The organism is Solirubrobacter deserti (genome assembly GCF_027587175.1).
GTDB classification, from domain to species: Bacteria; Actinomycetota; Thermoleophilia; order Solirubrobacterales; family Solirubrobacteraceae; genus Solirubrobacter; species Solirubrobacter deserti.
In genome coordinates this window covers 46,704-67,638 of the sequence record NZ_JAPCID010000045.1, presented here as the reverse complement: position 1 = coordinate 67,638, position 20,935 = coordinate 46,704, and the positions used below count along the sequence as shown (strand labels likewise).

Below are 20,935 nucleotides of genomic sequence, written 5' to 3'. Positions count from 1 at the left end.
CGCCGGAGGTACCGGCAGTAGCGCGGGCCAGGACTGGGCCGTTCAAAGGTACGCAACCGTCGAGAAGCACTACTTCGGTGCTCGGCCGTTGATGCTGGCGTCGCATGAACTACGCTGCGCCGGTGCGACGACTTTGGAGCTGGCAGCCGTGGGAACTGCCGCCGTGGGGTCGCGCGGTACTGGTCGTTGCGGCGGTGCTCACCGCGGGTGCGCTCGCCTACGCCGATCTTCCCTCGTGGGCGGTCGGGCTGGTCTCCGGGATCACGATCGTGATCGTCGGCGCGCTTCTCGAGGCCTGGCAGCGCAGCCGACGCGAAGACGCCGGACCGCCCGTGCCCTAAGTGCGTCGGATCGACTAGGCCTGGAGCCGAGTCGCCGTTCGGCGAGACACACTAGTCCAAGCGCTGACGCACGCAAACCTGGCGGAGAGCCGGGCTACAAAGCAAGCGGTGAGAAGGGTCCCTTCGTCGAAGAGCGCCCTGGCGTGGACCCCGTTGGTGTTGTCAGTCAGGCTGCGGGGGTTAGGTGGTCGTCGTGATCTTTCCAGGTGTGGGCGACCTCGGCCGGGGTCTTGTAGGCCAGGCCGCTGTGCGGGCGGTGGTGGTAGGAGGCGATGTAGGCGCCGATCGTGGCGCGGGCTTGGTCGAGGGTCTCGAACTCTTCGCGCCAGATGCAGCGCAGCTTGAGCTTTGAGAACCAGGACTCGATGAAGGCCTGGCTCTCGGGGTCGCGGTAGCCGCCGCGGCGATGCGTGATCCCGAGCTCGCTGAGGCGGCCGCGGAACTTTCGGCTGGTGTAGGCGCTGCCGTTGTCGGTTTCGAGCGTGAGCATGCCGGAGCGATGCCGCGCTCGACGGCAGCGTGCTCGATGACCGCGGTCGCTTCTTGCTGGCGGCAGCGCAGGTCCAAGGACCAGCCAGCGATCTCGCGCGTGCAGCAGTCGATCGCGGCGTTCAGATAGGTCCAGCCGTGCTCGGCGACCCAGACGCTGGTCATGTCCAGATGCCAGAGCTCGTCCGGGCGGGTGACCTGAAAGAAGCCCGGCCGGCGCCGGCGACCCTCGCTGCGGACCGGTTGCAGCAGCCGGTGCTCGCGCATCAACCGCTGGCAGCGCTTGCGGTTGATCGGCTTGCCCGCGCGCCGCGAAGCGATCGCGGCGATCATCCGCGTGCCGTCCGTGGCGTGCTCGTCCTCGCGCGCGACGGCCAACACCACCCGGTCGAGCTCGTCCAACGGGCGCCGGTGGCCGCGCGGCGGGCGGCGCGGGCGGCGGTAGATGGCTTGGCGGCTGATGCCCGCGACCCTGGCGACCAGGGCGGCGGGGCGACCTTGCGCGACCAACTCGCGGGACCGGGTGACGCGCTCACTCACTCCCAGCCCCGCAAGAGTTCCCCCGCGACCTCCACCTCCATCGTCTTGCGACCCAGAGCGCGCTCGAGCTTGGCGACCTGACCCCGGAGCTCGTCGACTTCGGTGCGCTCGGGCTTCCCGGACAGGCGTTCGGCGCCAGCCGCGAGGAACTGCTCGCGCCACTTGCGCAGCAGGCTCTCGGAGATCTCGTGCTCGCGGCAGAGCTGCGCGACGGTCTTCGGGCCGCGCAGCGACGCGAGCACGATCTCGGTCTTCTGCTGCGCGCTGAACTTGCGGTACTTGCGGGTCTCGCTCAACGGATCCTCTCGATCAGTAGAGCAGCCATCCTCCGATCCCGCCCGGACGGAGCTTCACGCCAGCACAGAGCGGGAGAAGTCCTCTCAAACAGGATCAGAGAACTGTCAACAACCGATCGGGGTCCGCGCCACGTCGAGCCCCGGCGGCGCCCATTGCGGACGTGGCCAGAGCGTTTCGCGCGAGCCCTGCTTATGGTGGCGAGATGAACCCTCAGGAGAACGAACGGCTCTTGGCGCATCTCGAGTTGCAGGCGCGGACGTTGGCTGCTCAGGCCGCGCTGGCTCAGCTGGACGACAGCAAGACCGATGATCTGCTGCCCGAGATTCGTAGCCAATTGGTCGTCATGGGCGAGACGCTCGACAGCCTCGGGGTGTAGCCTCGCGCCGGCTCCGGACAGGCGCAAACGTCGCGAGGCGCTGTGCAGGTCCGCGGGTATGTCGGTCTGGCGATCGCCGTCCTGCCCCGACCGGCGCTTTCAACGGGAGTACCGGGTCAGCCACGGCTCTTTGGCTTGTCCGCAGCCCGCGAGGTCCTGCGGTCAACGCGCAACATCGACTTGGTGTTCACCGGCGCGGAGTACTTGTCCGCGCCTTGCCACCTACACGGCATCGTCCTCGAGCACGGGTCAGAGGCGGACCGTGCCGCAATACGAGCTGCGACGGGCAGCGCTGATGAAGGGCGCGTCTACGTCCTTGTTGCAGAAGGTCGCCGGCATCCGATTAAGGCTGCGAACTGCAGGATCGACGAGAACGATCGCGACATCTTCCACACGCCGTTTTAGACGCCGGCCCGAGTCGCAGCGCCGATGAACGAGGCGAGGTCGAAAGGGTCGCTTCGTTCGCCCCTGGAGTGGGCTGCTCGCGGTCACGGCCTGCGACTGTCCCGGCTCCGCCGACCGTCCGAAACCGTGATATCCGGCCTGGCGCGCGCGGACGCACGCACGGGCAGGCTCGCCCATGGTCGATCGCCGGAGCGTCGTTCGCGAGCACCACGGGTGACGAGTTCTTGTGGCTTCGGCGTGCCGCCATGGACTCTGGGCTGCCGGATGTTGTCGTCGCTCAAAGCCTGCGGCACGTCTAGCGTCCCTTAGTCTCCGGTGACAGCGAGATCGTTCGCACCCGCAGGCGCGAACGGCTATCCGCTACGGCGTGGGGAGCGTTGGCCTACTCTCCGCCGACGGCCTGGGACTCGGTGTGGTTTGCGTCGGCCGGCCGCCGCAGTGGTCGCACCCGCCCGCTCCGCCAGCGACCGCGCTGGAATGTCGGGCGGCCGGGCTGGGAAGCGTTCAGGACCGAGCGCCCTCGAACGGGACTCATGACATGTAGCGGCTCGGGACTCCGAGCAGCTTGAGGGGCGTCCAGCGGAGCACGATCACGCGCGGGACGCCCGGCAGCCGCCGGCGCCGGGCTTCGTCGCCGCCAGCCGTCGCCGACGGGCACGGGCAACCGCAGCTAGGCGCCGTAGATGATCCGCGCGGGCTCGACGGCCGCCACGTCTGGCGCGCTGAGCAGGTCCTCGGCCTGGTCACGCAGGATGAACGCCGACGGACGGGCGCCGTGGTCCCGCGCCGGTGCGTGAGGCGGTCAGCCGCGCGTGAACTCCACGACGACGTCGACACCGACCAGCGCGCCCGCGCGGCCTAACGAGGCGCGCGCCGCCCACTCGGCGCGCGCGCAGGGAAGAAGAGCCCGTCTTGCTGTAGCTTCGGGCCTCAAGGATCCGTCGTCGTGAGCGAGAAAACGAGCGTTGCGGTATAGGGCAGCCCGCTGATCGCTTCGCCGGCTACCTCCTGCTTGAACGTCACTGCGACCGGCTCGTTCGCCACGGGAGCGGACCACGTCTGGATGGCGGTCGGCTCGGTGAAGCCACCGACGACGGAGTACGGCTGCCCGGTGCCGCTGGCGCTCGTGGCGGCCACCTGCAGGGGCCGCTGGAGGTACCAGATCCATTGGCGAGGGCCGAACGCGACGAGACGGGTGGGAGTGGCAGTCCTCGCGTCCGCCACGCGCAGGACCGCGTTGCCGGCGGTCGATGTGACGGTGAGCGTGCGGTCAGTCGTCTGCTCGCCGGTGAACGCGTTCGGGAACGTCATCCGCACCTCGGTCGACGGCAGCGACAGCGAGAGCGTCTCGGCGACGGTGCCGCCCGTGCCCATCGTCACTGTGGCGGACGTGGCCGCCACAGTGCGTTCGGCGCCGCGGGCCGTGGCGCCAAACGTCATGACGGAGATCGCGAGCATCGCGGTCATCGGTCCGAGTCTTCTCAGCATGCGACTGCGCTCCTGACTGTCGGCCGCGCGCCGGCTCGCCGTGACCGAACACGCGAGATGTGACGCAGGTCGCCCACGACGCTCGAACGTAGTCAGACGCAGGTCCGAAAGAAGACGCGGCACGCGGCACGCGTCTCACCGGTTCGGACGTGCAACTCATTTCAGCCGGGCGAGGAGCGGCTCGAGGCCTCCGCGTCATAACTCGGCGTGACGCGGATCGTCAGCTCCGAGCGCGATCAGGTTCAGGACCGTGAGCCGGTTCAGCGCGAACTGGAAGGCGAGCGCCTTGGCACTCGGACGCGTAGTCGCGGGCCATGCGGAAGCTCCAGCCGCCGTCCGTCGCCGCCGACGCGCAACGCGCCGCGTTCCTTCAGGACACTCCCAGATCCGCGCACGCAGCGACGAGAGTACGGTCCAGCGCAGGGACGAGTGCCGTCGCGCCCGCGAAGGCGGGTTGTGCGTCCTCGAACGTCTGGGACTGACCTCTCCGTTGCTGAAGCATCGGCTCCGTCAATCGAGACTCCCTCGCAAGGAGCGCCTTCTTAGGGCTAAGGAGGCCACGATGACTGAGGCGCTTATCCTTCTGTGCCTCGTGTTGCTGCTGCTCCTCATTCGGAGCCTGTAGTCCCGGAAGGGCCCCGGACATCGGGGCCCAGACGGGCGCTTGAATTCGTGGCGCTCACCCGCGCGCTCGCGCTCTCCACTCAAGTGATCTGGTCTTGCCGCTGGTTTCGCGCCGACGAAACACAGGGTCAGGGCGGCGCAAGGGGGCCACTCGACCCTGCCACACAGCCGCTCCTGGCCTACGCCGCCCACGCGCCCGCGCGCCTTCGAGCTGGCCTTATGTCCCCGGCTGGCGGCGGGAGCCTCAAGGGACTTCCTACGTCTCGGCTGGCCGGTCCGTGGGTGGCGTCTTGTGCGGTGTGGGTCTGGTGGCGCTCAATTGGTCGTGGTCACGGGGACGCCTGGGCCGATCCGTTCGGCGAGCCAGCGGATGGCGGTGTCGCTGAGGCGTACGCAGCCGTGCGAGACGTTGCTGCTGAGCGTGCCGGTGAGGTGGTTGGTGCCATGGAGCGCGATCTGTCCGGGTCCACCGGCGAATTCTTGGAGGACGTCCGAGCGGGCGCTGGTGGCGAGGGCGTAGGGTCCGCCTGCGGCCGTGGCGGACAGGCGCATGGTCTCTTCGATGAATGACCGGCCACGTGGCGTCGGGGTGGCGGGCGCTCCGATGATGGCTCGAAAGCGCCGCTGTCGGGCGCCGTTGCGGTAGGCGGTGACGCTGCGCTGGGAGAGGTCGACGTGCAGGTGCCACGGGGTCGACGTGGGCTCGGTGCGGTACGTGCGGATCCAGGCTTTGTGCCCGTTGGGGCGCCCGGGAAGCATCACCCGTACCCACCCGCGACGGGCGGGTCCAATGACGGGCAGGACTGTGCGCACACGGGTCAGTGGGCGGCGGGCGGACACGGTCTCGACGGTGTTCGCGCTCGCGCGCGGAGCAGTTCGGGCGACGTGCGGCCCGCTCAACACGACCAGCGGTTGCTCGGCGGGAACGGCGGCTCGAGCGGGCGTCGTGCCCGCACCGGTCGCCGTGATCAGCGTGAGGCCGAGGAGCGCCAGCTTCCCCCGGCCGAGGCCGGAGGAATAGGTGACGGTCATCCTGTGAAACGCGCCGGTCCGTACGTCGGGCGCAACGCGACGGACGCGCACGCGCGGTATCCGAGCGTCAGCGTGCGCGCCGGCGTGGCGTCCTTGAAGGTCACTCGCGCTGTGACCTTGTGGCGCCCGGGCAGGCCGCGGACGAACAGGCGGAACGGAGACTTGCTGGCCCCACGGACGACGCGGCCGTCGAGGCGGTACACGACGCGCTCGATCTGGCGGCCGCGGATGGTTGCGGTGAAGCCGGCCGCGCAGGCGGGCTGCCCGGACACTGCTCTCGGCGGCGTGCGGGTCCACACCGCGGTGCCGTTACGGGTCACGGTCCTGGTGCCGCCCGCGCCCGGCGCCGTGGGGGACCCGGGAGCGGAACCTGGAGCCGTGAGGCCCGTCGGCGGCAGGGGCGTGACCGGCGGCTCGGGCGTGACCGGCGGCTCGGGCGGGGCCGACGACGTGCCCGGGCACATCGAGGCGTCGATGACGTTGTTGATGAGGCTGATCTGCCCGCTGGACGCAAGCAGGCGCCCCTGGACGGTGGCGGCGTTGTTGAGCGAGATCGACGCGGCGGCCATCAGGTTGCCTTGGAACGCCGTGCCGGTACCGAGCGTCGCGCTCGTGCCGATCTGCCAGTAGACGTTGCACGGCGTCGCGGCACCGACGAGGTTGACCCGGCTGACGCTCGCCGTCGTGAGCGCGGACCCGATCTGGAACACGAACTGCGCGTCCGGGTTGTTCTGCGCGTCGAGCGTGAGCGTGCCGGTCAACTGAGCCGAGGACGTGAACCTGTAGGCACCGGGGGTGAGCAACAGGCCGCCCAGGTCGGTGCCCGAGAGATCGGAGGTCAGCGGCTGCCCCGCGGCGACGCCATAGGCGTTGGTCAGGTCGGCCTGCGCTTGTTGGGCGACGGCGTCGTTGGCGTGCACCGCGCCGTTGAGGGTTGCGATGCCGAAGCCCGTCAAAGCGGTGCCGGGCCACACACCGAGCTCGCCGTTGAGCACGGACGGTCCGGTGTTGGTGACCGCCGACCCTCCGAGGACCACGAAGGGCGAGGCGGTGGCCAGGTTGACCGGTGCTGCGGAGGCGCCAGCCGGGACGGCGAGCAACGCGCACCCGACGGCGAGGACCGTTCCCAAGCACCGAAGGCGGTTAGGACGGATCGTATGGGACATGTGAGCCTTTCTGCCGGCGGGCTGCGCGGGCAATGTCTTCGAAGCCGGCACGCGAAGGCGTACTGGGGGACTGTGGTGGGTGCGGCGATGCCTCGCGGTGGCGCGGCCCTATGACTGGCAGCCGCGGCGGAGAAGCTCGTCGAGTGCGCCCGGTGTGACGGTGCTGATCTGCGTCAGGTCGAACGTCAGTGCGTGCGCGCTGGCCGCGGCGGTCGCGGCCGCGTCGTCGATGTCCTCGATGGTCGTGCGGTCGAGGACGCCGAGCACGGTGATGTGGGTTCGCGCCAGCGCCGGCCGACAGCACACGTCAAGGCGGTGCCACGCTTCGCGCTCGGCGCGGCTTTTGTCGGGGACGGTCATAGCGTCACGCCGAAGTCGGCTGTGAACGTGGCGCCGACCCCGGCGTCCTTGGGAATCCCGGCTTGGATGCCGATCCCGACCTCGCGATAGGCGGGCTTGAGGATGTTGGCGCGATGTCCGCTGGAGCGCATCCAGGCCGTGTGGATGCCACGGGCGGTCCCGAGGTCGCCGGTTCCCCAGGCCAGGTTCTCGCCGAGCGACCAGCCGTCGCCGCGCGCGGTGTAGCCGGCGCGGACGATGCGATCCACGAAGGTGGCGCCGCTCGGCGCGGTGTGCGCGAAGTAGCTGCGTCGGACCATGTCCGACGAGTGGCCCTGCGCGGCGTTGTGCAGCTTGTGGTTCTCGCGCAGCGGCGACAAGTCGCGCGCCGTGCGCTCGGTGTTGGCCAGGCACATGCTGCCGCGGATCTGGTCGTTGTTGGTCGCGGTCAGGGCGACGTCGGCCGACGGACATAGCCCCTTGACGACCGGGGTGGTGGCGTGCGCCGACGCGCTGGCGGCAAAGCCGAGGGCGGTGAGGAACGCACTGCAGAGCAATGCGCGAGGAAGCAGCGTGGAGAGGGACGAACGCATGGGCGTCGTCTCCGTTCTTTGAGCCGGGAGAGCGAATGCGCTGAGCGGTCCCCGCGGCCGAACGAGCCGGTGCTCGAGACGGGCGCAATCCAGCGGAAGCCGCCGACCTTGATGGCCAACGCTCACCGCATGTGTGAAACCGCAGGACGCGGGCGGCGAACCACAAGGTCCCGCCCGACATATGACGCACTGCTCCTGGCGAGCACGCTGTGTTGAGCCCTGTCCCTGGGCCGAAAGGAACGCTCGATTGGGCGCTCCGCCCGATCACGGCCATGAAGGAGGCTGAAGAAGCTCCGTCACCGCTGACCGTGCCCGACTACAACGCACCTTAGCGTGACGTCCTGATCAAACAACCCCGCCTGCGCGGCACGTCCGCGTTCGCACCAAAGAGCGTTGACATCGCCGCTGGCGCTCAGGTTCTCGCTTGTCCGGGCCCCTAACTCCAGGTTCGACTGCACCCGACAGCCGCACCCACAGGAGACGTAGAACCCCCCGATTCTCGCTCGCCACATCCAACGACGATCAGTCGCGAGACTCGACCGGCGAGGATCAAGTCCCGGGTCGTGGTCTAAGACATCGTCCTAGCGATTGGGCTGCTCAGGCCGCTTGGCGCGTGGGTGCCTCCCCGTTGATCTCGTTGGGCGATCGCCTGGTTCGACGAGGATCGGAAATAGCGAAATTGTGGACTTGCGCGTATTTCGACGACGCTCGAATATCTGTGTGCCGCAGCAGTCCGGCGACGCGCTGCTTTGCGCGAACGGAGCGGTGTCAACGCGCGCTCGCCGACAGCACACCGGTCAACTCAGCGGAGGCGGTCAGCTTGGGTCTATGCCACCCGGGTGGCGCCTGAGAGCGCCGAAGGACCAGAGATGTCAGGGAGGCGCAATGCCACGGCGCACGTCCTCAGCCACCCTCACACGCCTCGCCTCAGAGCAGGTGCCGGCGCGGGCCGGCTCCCGACGCCGCCTCGTCTGGCCAACGAAGCGGACCACCGCGCGTACGCGCCGGTGCGGAACCCGACGCCCGTGACTTGACGCCCGACGTGCCGCAGTGTCGAATCGCGCGCAGAGCCAAGAGAGCCACCTGAGGGGGTGGGCGGATGCTGGGCTGGTGTCGCACTGCCGTGGGAACCGCCGTCGCGGCGATCGTGGTCGCCGTGGGGGTGCCGAGCGCAGCCGAGGCGGTGACAATCGCACCGCCATGGTGCGGCACACCCGAGCCGGACGCCACGGCGGCGCTGCCCGACGGCACCGGTGCCAACGATCCGGTGGGCAGCTTCCCGCACATCCCGTACTACGCGATCGGCTGCACGCTGCAGAAGATCAAGGCTGAGGGCGTGCGCGGGCGCATGACGATCGAACAGCACGGCGTCTCCGCGCAGGGCCGCCCGATGTGGCGCGTGACGATCAACGCGCTCGAGACGTCCGCCCAGCGCAGGGCCTACGACAACTGGTGGGACGTGCGCCGGCTCGCGCGCGAGGACCCGTCCCGCGCCCAGCGTGAGCTGCGCCACGCGCGCGGCGCCGTCAAGGTCCCGCTCTACATCCAGTCCGGCATCCACGGCAACGAGTCCGAGGGCGTCGACGCGATGATGGAGTTCATCAACCGCCTGGCGACCAGCCGGCGCGGCCAGGACGCCGAGGTCGACCGCTGGCTCGATCACTCGATCCTCGTCTTCAACGTCGTCCACAACCCGGACGGCCGCGCGCTCGGGCAGCGCGCCAACGGCAACGGCTTCGATCTCAACCGCGACTTCCTCACGCAGTCGCAGACGGAGACCAAGGCGTCCGTGGCGACGATGCAGAAGTGGCTGTTCCCGGACATGCTCGACCAGCACGGCTACGTCACGCCGACGCTGATCGAGGCCACGACCAAGCCGCACGGCCCGGGCATCGACTACGACCTGTTCCTGAAGTGGAACCAGCCGCGCACGAAGGCCAACGGCGACGCGCTGGCCACCGTCGGGCTCGGCTATCAGCGGCCGATCAACGACTGGTGCGCGGACGCCGACCTCCCGCCGTTCGGGCAGACGCGTTGTGCGGACGGCTCGCTGCCCGGCCCGGCGGTCGCCGAGGGCTGGGACGACTGGGGCCCGTTCTACACGCCGATGTACAACCAGCTCGTCGGCCTCAACGGCTCGACGATCGAGATGTGCCAGAGCACCGCGCCCGCCTCCACCACGCAGTACACGTGCGGCGCGCCCGGGGCGACGAACTTCCCGCGCGGCCGGATCGCGGCCAAGATCGCGCAGGCGCTCGTGACGACCTCCACGGTCGAGTTCAACGTCGCCAACCGCTCGGCAGTGCTCAACGACATGCTCGAGATCTACCGGCGCGGCAAGGCCGGCGCGCCGCGGCCGCCGTGCTGCCCCGCGCCGTTCGACCGCGAGAACAACTGGATGTACGAGTACCCCGAGGCGTACATGATCCCGGTCGGCCAGGGCCAGCGCAGCGACGCCGAGGCCAACCGGCTGGTCGACTGGCTGCTGACCAACGGCATCGAGGTCCACAAGCTGCTGCTGCCCGCGCGCATCGGCGGCACGTGGTACCAGCACGGCTCCTACGTCGTGAGCCTGCGCCAGCCGCACCGCGGGCTGGTGGAGGAATCGCTGGGCGCGGGCGTTGACATCTCGTCCCGGATCGGTCAGCTGTACGCGCCGCCGGCGGCGTTCAGCCACGGCCTGCTGTGGGGCGCGGATGTCGTCCAGGTCCCGCGCGGGACGCCGATCTGGGCGCTCGCGCTCCCGATCGATCGCACGCCGAAGCTGCGCGGCGGCGTCGAGCACTCGCACCGCGCGACGGCCTACGCGCTCGAGCTGGACTCGCCGACGGCGGTGCGCACGCTCAACGCGCTGCTGCGGGCGGGCGTGACGGCGCAGATCGCCGAGGCGCCGTTCGGGCGCTACCCGGCGGGCACGGCGCTGTTCGATCGCGGCGCCCGGCGCGCGCTCGAGCGCGCCGCCGACGACTCGGGGCTCATCTTCCGTGCCGTCGACGGGCCGCTGCCGGCGGCCACGCCGCTCACGCGCGTGCCGCGGATCGCGGTGCTGACGGGTGGGCTCACGCAGGAGATCTGGGTCATGCGCCAGCTCGGCTTCGAGGCCGACCCGGTCTCGACCGCCGCGACCGGCGCGCTCAACAACGCGAACGGGCCGAACCCGCTGGACGCCTACGACGTCGTCTTCAATCAGGCCGGCTGGCCGGGTGCGGCGGCGCAGGCGACCGCGCGGGCGCGGCTGTCGGCGTTCTTCGCGGCCGGTGGCGGCTACCTCGGCGCGGGGGTGAACGGCACCGCGTTCCTGGCCTCGGCGGGCGAGGTCGCCGGGCTCTCCGCGGCGGCCCGCAGCGGCGCCGGTCGCAGCGGCATCGTCCGCTGGAACAACACGGGCGGCGCGAGCAGCCCGATCACGGGCGCCTACCCGGCACAGGACACGGCGATCATGGACCCGCCGACGTGGCTGACCGCCGTCCCGCCGACGCTCAGCGTCGACGCGCGGCTCCCGAGCTCGAACTTCTTCGTCTCGGGCCTGTGGCTGCTCGACGAGCAGTCGTCCACCGCGCCCGGCGCGGCGCTGATCGCGCACGGGCCGAACGCGGCCAACACCAACCGGCTCACCGTGTTCGCGATGAACCCGCTCTACCGCGCCGATCCCGAGCGTGAGTGGCCGGCGTTCGCCTCGGCCGCGTACTGGGTCGGCAAGCGCGCCGGCGCTCCGGCGCTCGCCCCGGTGCAGCAGACCGCGGCGATGGAGGAGGTCGTCGAGGTGCCCAGCTCACGCCACGGGCACTGAGGTAGACGTGGCGCCCTCCTGCGCGGAGGGCGCCACGAACGCCACCACGGCCTCGACGAACGCCGCCGGGTTCTCCTCGGGGATCCAGTGCGCGGTACCGGGGATGACGCGGCCCGTCACGTCCTCGGCCACCTCGCGCAGCATCTCCTCCATCAGCGGACCGGTGGTGGAGATCTCGCCACCGATGGCCAGCACGGGCACGGTCAGCTTGCCGCCCGCGGCGAGGGCGGCGCGGTTGTCCTGCGCGTCCTGCTCGAACGCCCGGTAGAGCTCGAAGCCCGCGCGCATCGCGCCGGGTGCGGCGTAGGCGTCGGCGTACACGTCGAGGTCGGTCGCCGACGGGTCGGTGGTGCGCGCGTCGAAGAAGAACTGCAGGTACTGGCGCTCGCGGCCCTGGACGAGCAGCTCGGGCAGGTCGCGGGCGCCGTGGAAGGCGAAGTGCCACACGCGCGGGTCGCTGCGCAGGCGGTCGAAGACGGCGGTGCCGGGGATGGGCGCGTCGGCCACGACGAGGTGCGAGAGGTCGTCGCGGTAGCGCTGCGCGTAGGCGTACGCGACCATCAGGCCGATGTCGTGGCCGGCGAGCACGAACGGGCCTTCCACACCGAGGTGGTCGCGCACGAGCCGCCGGATGTCCTGCGCCATCGTGCGCTTGTCGTAGCCGCCCGCCGGTCGCCACGAGTGCCCGGCGCCGCGGTAGTCGGGGGCGATCACGGTGAAGCCCGCGTCGACGAGCCCGGGCGTCACCTTGTCCCACTCGCGCAGGGTCTGCGGGAACCCGTGCAGGAGCACGATCGTGCGCGGGCCGTCGCCCGTGATGGTGTAGTGCAGCCGCAGCCCGGGCTCGATGTCGGCCATGCCGTGCTTCATGGCGGCGAGTGTTCCAGCGCTTCCCGCCCGGCGCCAATGATCGTTCGTTGCCCGGCGCATCAGGGGCGCTTATCGAGCACGGGTCGGTGCCGCATCGGTCAGTTGACTGCATCCGCGCCCGCGGCCATGACAGTCATGCACCCGATGCGACGGAGGTAGGCGCGCACATAGCTTCCCCGGCAGGTCAACGCGGTTCGTTCCAAGGGGGAACAGCGAATGTCAGCACCGGACACCATCGTGCTCATCCACGGCTTCTGGGTCACGCCCCGCAGCTGGGAGGAGTGGGTCTCGTACTACGAGGCCAAGGGTTACAAGGTCATCGCCCCGGCGTACCCCGGGCTCGAGGCGGAGGTCGAGGCGCTCAACGCCGACCCGACGCCGATCGCCGAGCTCACCGTCCCGAAGATCGTCGATCACCTCGAGTCGGTCGTCAAGCCGCTCGACAACCCGATCCTCATGGGTCATTCGGCCGGCGGCGTGTTCACGCAGATCCTGCTCGACAAGGGCTACGGCGCGTCGGCCGTGGTGCTCAACAGCGCCCCGACCGAGGGCGTGAAGGTCGCGCCGCTCTCGCAGCTGCGCTCGACGTTCCCGATCCTCAAGAACCCGGCCAACCGGCATCGTGCGGCGGGCTTCACGTTCGAGCAGTTCCACTACGCGTTCACCAACGGCGTGCCGGAGGAGATCGCCCGGCCGCTGTACGAGCGCTACGCGATCCCCGCGAACGGCGGCATCCTGCTCGAGAGCGTGCTGGCCAACGTCAAGCCGGGCCATCAGGACACGTGGGTCGACTACTCGAACCCGAACCGCGCGCCGCTGCTGTTCATCTCCGGCTCCGACGATCACATCATGCCGCCGTCGGTGCAGCGGTCCAACGCCAAGCACTACAAGGGCGAGGGCACGCTCACGGAGATCGAGGAGGTCGAGGGCCCGCACTTCATGCCGGCGCTCGAGGGCTGGGAGAAGCTCGCCGACCGCGCGCTCGAATGGGCGCTCGCGCACGCCCGCGTCAACCCGAAGGTCGAGGCCTAGGTGATGCCGTTCATCAGCACTCCCGACGGCGTCGAGATCTTCTACAAGGACTGGGGCTCCGGCCAGCCGGTCGTCATGGCCCACGGGTGGCCGCTCAACAGCGACTCGTGGGAGGCGCAGCAGCTCTACCTCGCCGACAACGGCTTCCGCGCGATCGCGCACGACCGCCGCGGCCACGGTCGCTCCACGCAGGTGTGGGACGGCAACGACATGGACCACTACGCGGACGATCTGGCGGCGCTGATCGAGGCGCTGGACCTGCGCGACGTGATCCTGGTCGGCTTCTCCACGGGCGGCGGCGAGGTCACCCGGTACATCGGCCGGCACGGCACCGATCGGGTGGCCAAGCTCGTGCTCGTGAGCGCGGTCCCGCCGTTCATGCTGCTCACCGAAGACAACCCGGGCGGCGTGCCGATCGAGGTCTTCGACGGCATCCGCGCGGGCTCGCTGGCCGACCGCTCGCAGCTCTACCGCGACCTGGCGGACGGGCCGTTCTTCGGCCACAACCGCGACGGCGTGTCGATCTCCGAAGGCATCCGCGCCGCGTTCTGGCGCCAAGGGCTGCAGTCGGGGCACAAGAACGCGTACGACTCGATCGCGGCGTTCTCCGCGACCGACATGCGCGAGGACTTGGACCGGGTGGACGTGCCGACGCTGGTCATCCACGGCGACGACGACCAGGTCGTGCCGTTCACGGTCGGCGGGCAGGCGTCCGCGGCGCGCGTCGCGGGCGCGCGGCTGAAGGTCTATCCGGGGGCGCCGCACGGCATCACGGACACGCACAAGGACGAGCTCTCCGCCGACCTGCTCGCGTTCGCGCGCGGGGAGGACGTCGGGGTGGTCGCCAACACGGAAGCTGGGGTGGCCTGATGAAGCGTGTGGTTCTGGCGGTCGTTGCCGCCCTCCTGGTGTTCGCCGCGCCCGCTGGGGCGAAGACGAAGAAGACGTGGCCGCCCAAGCCCACGATCGTCTTGGTGCACGGGGCGTTCGCGGACGCGTCCGGCTGGAACGACGTCACCGAGCGTCTGCAGGACCGCGGCTACAACGTGCTCGCGCCGGCCAACCCGCTGCGCGGCGTGACCGCGGACGCGGCGTCCCTGCGCCGCCTGCTCGAGCACATCAGCGGCCCGGTCGTGCTCGTGGGCCACTCCTACGGCGGCGTCGTCATCACGAACGCGGCGACCGGCAATCCGAACGTCAAGGCGCTCGTCTACGCGGCGGCGTTCGCTCCCGCGCAGGGTGAGACGGTGCAGCAGCTGACGCCCGCCGCGGGCGGAGCGATGCTCGGCCTCAAGGCCCTCGACCTGGTGGGCGACGGCACGCCGCCCGGCACGGAGGGCACGATCAAGCAGGACCTGTTCCGCGAGATCTTTGCGGCCGATCTCCCCCGGCGCGTGACGAACGTGATGGCGGTCTCGCAGCGGCCCGCCTCGCTGGTGACGCTGGGCGAGGGGTCGGGGGTGCCGGCGTGGGCGTCGATCCCGTCGTGGGCGCTGGTCCCGACCCGCGACAACACGATCGGCACCGGCAACCTGCGGGCGATGGCCAAGCGTGCGAAGGCCCGCACGTGGGAGGTCCGCAACGCCTCGCACGTGGTGATGATGTCCGAGCCGGCGATCACGACCGAGCTGATCCTCCAGGCGGCCCGAGGCAAGTAGTGCGCGCGTCGGTCCTCCTCGTGCACGGTGCGTTCGGTGAGACGTCCGTGTGGGCGCGCGTCATCGCCGCGCTGCAGCGCGAGGGGATCGAGGCGATCGCGGTTGCGAACCCGCTGACGGGGTTGACGAGCGACGCCACCTACGTGGCGTCGCTCGCGCGTTCCATGGACGGGCCGGTCGTGCTCGGCGGGCACGACTACGGCGGGTCGGTGATCACCGGCGTGGACGCGCCGAACGTGGTCGGGCTCGTGTACGTCGCCGCCTTCGCTCCGGCGGCGGGGGAGACGTGCGTGAGCTGGCTGGGCGCGCCGGTGCTGGAGACGCTGCGGCCGGGCGTCGCGCGCGGCGGGGCGATCGAGCTGTTGGTCGCGCGGGACCGGTACCACGACGTGGTGGGCGGAGAGGCCGCGCTGCAGCGGCCCGTGCTGCCGGGGGCGCTCGACGAGCCGGCTGCGGACCCGGCGTGGGCGCGGGTGCCGTCGTGGTTCGTGGTGGCCGGGCGCGACGGGTTCGTCGCCGCGGGCGCGCAGCGGGAGATGGCGGCGCGCGCGGGCTCCGCGGTAATGGAGCTCGACGCCACCCACGCTGTCCTGCACACGCACGCCGCCGAGGTCGCGGGCGTGTTTTTCCGCGCGACCCGCCGAACCTGAGATGGTTCGCGGTGCATGGGGACGCTGATCGGGCGTGAAGACGAGCTGGCGCGGCTGGACGAGGTCCTCCGTGCCGGTGGTGCCTTGATGGTGCGCGGGCCGCGCGGGTGCGGCGTGAGCGCGCTGCTCGACGGGGCAGTCGAGAAGGCAGGCGCGCGCGGGCTGGGCGTGCTGCGCGCTGTCGGCGTGGAGGCCGAGTCCGGGTTCCCGTACGCGGGGCTGCACGCGCTGCTGCGGCCACTGCGGCGCGCGGTGGAGGCGCTGCCGGCTGAGCCGGGCGAGGCGCTGCGCGCGTCCTTCGGGTTCAGCGAAGGCGTCGTCCCGGCTGACGAGGTGGCTGCGGCGCTCGTCGCCTTGGCGCGCGACGCCGAGCCTGGCGTGGTGTGCGTCGACGACTGGCAGTGGGTCGACGCCGAGAGCCGCGCGGCGATCAGCGCGTTCATCGGCGCGGGCGTCGGCGTCCCGGTGCTGCTCGGTGGGCACGGTGACGGGGTCGCCGGGGTCGACGAGCTGGTCGTGGGCCCGCTCGACCCGGTCTCGGCCGCCGCGCTGCTGGACGACACGTTGCCGCTGCTGGTCCGCGAGCGCGTGCTGCGCGAAGCGGCGGGTCGCCCGCTGGCGCTGATGGAGCTGCCGGCGGCCTATGCGGCAGTGGGGGACGGCGTGCTGCTCGGCTCCTGGGCGCCGTTGACGCCTGCGCTGGAGGAGGCGTTCGGCGCCGAGGACCTGCCGTCCGCGTGCGCTCACGCGCTGTTGCTGGCCGCGCTCGACGACGCCGAGCGGCTGCACGACGTGCTCGCCGCCGCCGGCGCTGCGACGGCGGACGTGCTCGCGCCGGCCGTGGCGGCCGGCTTGGTCGAGGTCGACGGGGACCGGTTGCGGTTCGCGCATCCGTTGACGCGCTCGGCCGTGCGGCACGCGGCGAGCCCGGCGGCGCGGGCCGCGGGGCACGCGGCGCTGGCCGCGGGGATCGCGGCGCGGGACCCGGACCGGGCGGTGTGGCACCGGGTCGTCGGCGCGCCCGGCACCGACGAAGGGCTGGCGAGCGAATTGGAGGCGGTCGCGCTGCGCTCGCGGGACCGCGGCGACTACGAGCGTGCCGCCGCCGGCCTGCGCCGCGCGGCGAACCTCACTCCGGCCGGCCCCGAGCGCAGCCGGCGACTGCTGCTGGCCGCCGAGCTCGCGGCCGAGATCGGCGGGGTGGATGTCGCGACCCGCCTGCTCGAGGACGTCGTCCCGGCCCACGTCGACGACACGGGTCGCGTCCGCGCGCTCGTGCTGCGGCCACGCGTGTCACCGGGCACACTCGCCGCCACCGCGCGCACCTGCGTCGACCCGGAGCTCGCGCTGCGCCTGTGGTGGCGCGCAACGACCGAGACGCAGGCCTCGGCCGGCGACGGCGCCGCGCTCGCGCACGAGGCGCTCGTGTCCGCGCCGACGCTCACGGTCGCCGCGGACGGGCGCCCCACCGACCGCTCGGTTTCCCTCGCATACCGTGGGAAATCGACCACTCGAGGCGCCGAGCAGCCCGTCGCGCTCGCGCTGCGCGGGTACCTCGCGCTCGTCACCGGCGACCTGCGCGGCGCCGCGGCGCTGCTCGAGCGGGCCGTGCACGAGCTGCGGGCGCAGCGGCGCCGGACGCGGCTCGGGCAGGTGCTCGCGCTCGCCGCGCACGCGCGGCTCGGCGTCTCGGACCTCGACCGCGCCTGGGAGGACGGGCTGGAGTCGGCGGCGCTGTGCCGCCAGGTTCGCCAGCCGCTGTGGGGCGCGCTGGCGCGGACGGCGCTCGCGCGGATCGCGGCGCTGCGCGGCGACGAGGACGCCGCGGAGGAGCACGCGGGCGAGGCCGAGCGGATCGCGTTGCGCGTGAAGGGGGCGTCCGTGCTCGCCGCCGTGCAGCAGGCCCGCGGCGCGCTGGCGCTCGGAGCGGGCCGGCCGGGCGAGGCGTTCGCGCACCTGCGGCGTCCGTTCGACCCGACGGACCCGGCCTACGACCTCGGCACGGCGCTCACGGCGCTCGACGACCTCGCCGAATCGGCGACGACCGACGAAGAGCGCGCGTTCGTGCGCGACCAGCTCGCGGCCGCCGGCGATCGGGCCGCGCTCGCGCAGGCGCACGCGACACTCGTGCTCGCCGAGGACGGCGACGCGGACGCGGCGTTCGAACGAGCGGCGGCGGTGATCGGCGAGGACGTCCCGCTGGCGCACGCACGCATGTTGCTCGTGCACGGGATGCGGGTGCGGCGGAACCGGCGGCCGGCGGACTCGCGCACGCCGCTGCGGGCGGCGGCGGCCACGTTCGAACGGCTGGGCGCGAAGCCGTGGGCGGAGAAGGCGCAGCGCGAGCTCGCCGCGACGGCCGAGACGGCACACCGGTCAGAGGCCACCGTCGACCGGCTCACGCCGCGGGAGCTGGAGATCGCGCGGCTGGTCGCGCGCGGGCTGACGAACCCGGCGATCGCAGCGGACCTCGCCCTGTCGCCGCGCACGGTCGGGCATCACCTCGGCAAGATCTTCCCCAAGCTGGACGTGTCGTCGCGCGCGAACGTCGGTGCCGCGCTCGAGCGGCTCGGCTACTGAGCGATCAGCGCGCGTAGCTCGCCGCGCGAGGCAACCCCGAGCTTGGGGAAGATGCGGTACAGATGCGAGCCGATCGTGCGGTGCGAGAGGTACAGCGCCTGGCCGATGTCGCGGTTGGAGAGCCCGTCCGCGGCGAGCCGCGCGATCTGCAGCTCCTGCGGTGAGAGCACCCGCATGACGTCGACGTCGGCGACGCGCACGGCCTCGCCCGCCGCGCGCAGCTCGCCGCGCGCCCGCTCGGCCGGGGCGCCCATGTCGAGCGCCTCGAACGTGTCCCGCGCAGCGCGCAGCAACGCGCGCGCCTCGCCGGGCCGTCGGTTGCGGCGCAACCAGCCACCGTGCGCGAGCTGCACGCGTGCGCGCAGCGCCGGGATCTCCGCGGACGCCTCGAACGCGGCCTTCGCGGCCGCCTCCTCGGGCGTGAGCACCAGCCGCGCGTAGGCCAGCGAGGCGCGCAGGTGCCGCGACGGTCCCGCGAACGTCTCGGCCTGCGCCAGCAGCGAGCGGCCGGCGTCGTACGCGTTGGCCGCCACGGCAGCGTCCACCGCGTCGGCGACGATCCAGCGCGCGACGAACTCCGTGCCCGTGGACAGCACGCGCTCGAAGTGCGCCAGCGCCGCCCGTGGCTCACCCGCGGCCAGCTGCGCCAGCCCGCGCGCGACCTCGCTCATCGTCCGCATGCCGTCGGCGGCACCGGGCGCGAGCCGCGCGTCGGCGCGGTCGGCGAGCGCGAGCGCCGCATCGAGCTCCCCGCGCGCGCCCGTGAGCGCGGCCTGCGCCGACAGCGCCGCGACCACCCACAGCGGCTGATCGGTCTCACGCGCGACGGCCTCGGCCTCCTGCGCCGCCGCCAGCGATGCCGTCCACGACCCAGCGAACACGCCCGCCCACGCGCGACCCACCAGCGCCGTCGCGAGCAGCCCGTACCGGCCGCGCGCCCGCAGCCGCTCCAGCGCGCGGTCCCCGAGGGTCACGCCGCGCTCGAACGTCCCGACGATCGTGCACATCACGGCGCCCAGCCGCAGCAACTCGGCGGCCACCTCGTCCGGGTCAATCCGCTTCAGGCTCTGGCCGATCTCGTACCCGTAATCGGCCGGCGCGACGAGCGCGAGCACCATCGCCACGATCAACGGCGGCGAGCCGGGCGGGAGCGAACGGGCGGCGGCGACCAACCGCTCCCGTACCGGGCGCGGCACGTCCGACCACCACGCCCGGAACGCCACGGACAGCAATGCCTGCGACGCGCGCGCGGGATCGTCGAGCTGCTCGATCCGGTCCAGGTGCGCCTCGAACCACGCCGGCGCCGGCGCCCGCCGGCTCGCGGTCCGCTGCAGCCACAGCCGCCGTTGCTGGTCGTCAGGGGCGAGGAGGAGCGGCGCGGCGTCCGCGAGCAGGCGCTCGACGAGGTCTTCGCGGCCGACGTCCAGCGCGAGCTCGGCCGCGTCGAGCAGGCGCGCGCCCCGCCGCGTCTCTTCCCCGGTGAGCGCCGCCGCGCGGCCGAGCGTCTCGGCCGCGCGCACCATCGAGCCGCGTCGCTGCGCGGCGTGGGCGAGCCGCGCGAGCTCGTCGGCGAGCGCGTCGTCGACCCCCGCCGCCGCGGCCACACGATGCCCGAGCGAACGCGCTGGATCGAGCGTCGCCGCCAGCGCCTCGTGTGCGCCGCGCCGCCGTGTCTCGGACCCGCTCTGAACGATCGCGCTGCGCATCAGCGGATGTCCGAACGCGATCCGCAGCTCCCCGACCTCGATCAGCCCCGCCTCGACCGCGGGCGTGAGCGCGTCGAGCGTCAGCGGCGCGCCGGCGAGCACCGAAGCCGCCGCGAGCACCTCGGTCACGTCAGCCCGATCGGTCAGCCCGGCCACGAGCAGCGCGGCCCGCGTCCCTTCGGGGAGGTCCGCGACGCGCGCGCTGAACGTGCGCTCCAGCCGCGTGCTCAGCGGCAGCCAGGCCGGCAGCTCCGGCTCGGCCTGCGCGCGAGCGGCGCTCGCCAGCAGCTCGACGAGCCCGAGCGGGTTGCCCTGCGCCTGTTCGAGGATGCGCGTCCGCGTCGCGGGGGCGAGCTCGGTGTCCAGCTCGTGCAGCAGCGCTTCCGCGGCCGCCGGCACAAGCGGCGCGACCGCGCGCGACGGGAGGGCGCGGAACGGGCGCGGGACGTTCTCGCGCGACGTGATGAGCATCGCGATCGGGTCATCCTCGATCCGCCGCGCGACGAACGCGAGCACCTCCGTCGTCGCCTCGTCCAGCCAGTGCGCATCCTCCACCACGACCACCACCGGCGCCCGCTCGGCCGCGTCACCGAGCAGGTTGAGCACCGCCATCCCGGTCCGGAACGGGTCCTTCGGCGCGTCCGCGGAGAGCCCCAGCGCCGCGTCCAGCGCGGCCCGCTGCGGCGCCGGGAGGCCGGCGGCGTCGTCGAGCACCGGCCACAGCAGCGGCTGCAGCGACGTGTACGGGAGCTCGGGCTCCGCCGGCATCCCGGTCGTCGTCAGGACGGTCGCGCCGGCCGCGCGCGCCTTCGCCGTCGCGGCGGCCGCGATCGCGCTCTTGCCGACGCCCGGGTCCCCGTGCAGCAGCAGCGCCTCACCGCCGCGCGCCAGCAGCGCGTCGACGAGCCCGAGCTCGTCCTCGCGCCCGACGAGCGTGTTCCCGGTTCGTCTCACTCGAA

Annotated in this window: 17 protein-coding genes and 1 pseudogene; 8 read left to right on the top strand and 10 right to left on the bottom strand. The window is 72.1% G+C overall.

The window, feature by feature from the left end; all coding sequences use genetic code 11:
• Nucleotides 1-122 precede the first annotated feature (122 nt).
• Nucleotides 123-341 (top strand): hypothetical protein, encoded by a 219-nt coding sequence (locus tag OJ962_RS25250; protein WP_270006687.1) that lies wholly within the window; start codon nt 123-125, stop codon nt 339-341.
• Between the two features lie 166 nt (nt 342-507).
• On the opposite strand, the gene OJ962_RS25245 is transcribed toward OJ962_RS25250, so the two are convergent.
• The 3 genes and pseudogenes from OJ962_RS25245 to OJ962_RS25240 form a co-directional block, all read right to left on the bottom strand.
• The gene (locus OJ962_RS25245; protein ID WP_202958172.1) at nt 508-831 is read right to left on the bottom strand and encodes an integrase core domain-containing protein; all 324 of its coding nucleotides are present in this window, start codon (nt 829-831) and stop codon (nt 508-510) included.
• Between the two features lie 17 nt (nt 832-848).
• Nucleotides 849-1,097: pseudogene (locus OJ962_RS34530) on the bottom strand (DDE-type integrase/transposase/recombinase); the annotation flags it as partial.
• Nucleotides 1,098-1,366: 269 nt separating this feature from the next.
• Nucleotides 1,367-1,666 (bottom strand): transposase, encoded by a 300-nt coding sequence (locus OJ962_RS25240; RefSeq protein ID WP_202958174.1) that lies wholly within the window; start codon nt 1,664-1,666, stop codon nt 1,367-1,369.
• Nucleotides 1,667-1,869: 203 nt separating this feature from the next.
• Here OJ962_RS25240 and OJ962_RS25235 point away from each other — a divergent pair, with 203 nt between their 5' ends.
• Entirely contained in the window at nt 1,870-2,043 is a 174-nt protein-coding gene (locus tag OJ962_RS25235; protein ID WP_202958175.1) for a hypothetical protein, read from the top strand.
• Nucleotides 2,044-3,378: 1,335 nt separating this feature from the next.
• Here the strand turns inward: OJ962_RS25235 and OJ962_RS25230 are convergent.
• The 5 genes from OJ962_RS25230 to OJ962_RS25210 form a co-directional block, all read right to left on the bottom strand.
• A complete protein-coding gene (locus OJ962_RS25230; protein WP_270006686.1) occupies nt 3,379-4,059 on the bottom strand; it encodes a hypothetical protein in 681 nt (226 codons plus the stop codon).
• Nucleotides 4,060-4,875: 816 nt separating this feature from the next.
• Nucleotides 4,876-5,592, bottom strand: coding sequence for a L,D-transpeptidase (locus OJ962_RS25225; protein ID WP_202958178.1), 717 nt, complete (start codon nt 5,590-5,592; stop codon nt 4,876-4,878).
• The gene (locus OJ962_RS25220) at nt 5,589-6,722 is read right to left on the bottom strand and encodes an ice-binding family protein (RefSeq protein WP_202958179.1); all 1,134 of its coding nucleotides are present in this window, start codon (nt 6,720-6,722) and stop codon (nt 5,589-5,591) included. Before OJ962_RS25220 ends, OJ962_RS25225 begins: the two co-directional genes overlap by 4 nt.
• A 144-nt stretch (nt 6,723-6,866) precedes the next feature.
• Nucleotides 6,867-7,118 carry a hypothetical protein gene (locus tag OJ962_RS25215; RefSeq protein ID WP_202958180.1) on the bottom strand — a complete coding sequence of 84 codons (252 nt, stop codon included), beginning with the start codon at nt 7,116-7,118 and terminating at the stop codon, nt 6,867-6,869.
• Complete coding sequence (locus OJ962_RS25210; protein WP_202958181.1) at nt 7,115-7,690, bottom strand: CAP domain-containing protein; 576 nt, start codon at nt 7,688-7,690, stop codon at nt 7,115-7,117. Before OJ962_RS25210 ends, OJ962_RS25215 begins: the two co-directional genes overlap by 4 nt.
• A 1,123-nt stretch (nt 7,691-8,813) precedes the next feature.
• On the opposite strand from OJ962_RS25210, the gene OJ962_RS25205 reads away from it, so the two are divergent.
• Nucleotides 8,814-11,480 (top strand): M14 family zinc carboxypeptidase, encoded by a 2,667-nt coding sequence (locus OJ962_RS25205; protein ID WP_270006685.1) that lies wholly within the window; start codon nt 8,814-8,816, stop codon nt 11,478-11,480.
• Here OJ962_RS25205 and OJ962_RS25200 read toward each other — a convergent pair.
• A complete protein-coding gene (locus OJ962_RS25200; RefSeq protein WP_202958183.1) occupies nt 11,463-12,350 on the bottom strand; it encodes an alpha/beta fold hydrolase in 888 nt (295 codons plus the stop codon). The two genes, OJ962_RS25205 and OJ962_RS25200, sit on opposite strands and share 18 nt — an antisense overlap.
• Before the next feature lie 216 nt (nt 12,351-12,566).
• Here OJ962_RS25200 and OJ962_RS25195 point away from each other — a divergent pair, with 216 nt between their 5' ends.
• The 5 genes from OJ962_RS25195 to OJ962_RS25175 are packed head-to-tail and all read left to right on the top strand — an operon-like array spanning nt 12,567 to nt 18,270.
• The gene (locus tag OJ962_RS25195) at nt 12,567-13,382 is read left to right on the top strand and encodes an alpha/beta hydrolase (protein ID WP_202958184.1); all 816 of its coding nucleotides are present in this window, start codon (nt 12,567-12,569) and stop codon (nt 13,380-13,382) included.
• Nucleotides 13,383-13,385: 3 nt separating this feature from the next.
• Complete coding sequence (locus OJ962_RS25190; RefSeq protein ID WP_202958185.1) at nt 13,386-14,252, top strand: alpha/beta fold hydrolase; 867 nt, start codon at nt 13,386-13,388, stop codon at nt 14,250-14,252.
• A complete protein-coding gene (locus OJ962_RS25185) occupies nt 14,252-15,040 on the top strand; it encodes an alpha/beta fold hydrolase (RefSeq protein ID WP_202958186.1) in 789 nt (262 codons plus the stop codon). The genes OJ962_RS25190 and OJ962_RS25185 overlap by 1 nt, the downstream gene beginning before the upstream one ends.
• Nucleotides 15,040-15,690, top strand: coding sequence for an alpha/beta fold hydrolase (locus OJ962_RS25180; protein WP_202958187.1), 651 nt, complete (start codon nt 15,040-15,042; stop codon nt 15,688-15,690). The genes OJ962_RS25185 and OJ962_RS25180 overlap by 1 nt, the downstream gene beginning before the upstream one ends.
• 15 nt (nt 15,691-15,705) lie before the next feature.
• A complete protein-coding gene (locus OJ962_RS25175; RefSeq protein WP_202958188.1) occupies nt 15,706-18,270 on the top strand; it encodes a helix-turn-helix transcriptional regulator in 2,565 nt (854 codons plus the stop codon).
• Here OJ962_RS25175 and OJ962_RS25170 read toward each other — a convergent pair.
• Nucleotides 18,264-20,930: a helix-turn-helix transcriptional regulator gene (locus OJ962_RS25170; protein WP_202958189.1), complete on the bottom strand. Its 2,667-nt coding sequence runs from the start codon at nt 20,928-20,930 to the stop codon at nt 18,264-18,266. The two genes, OJ962_RS25175 and OJ962_RS25170, sit on opposite strands and share 7 nt — an antisense overlap.
• Between the last annotated feature and the right edge of the window lie 5 nt (nt 20,931-20,935).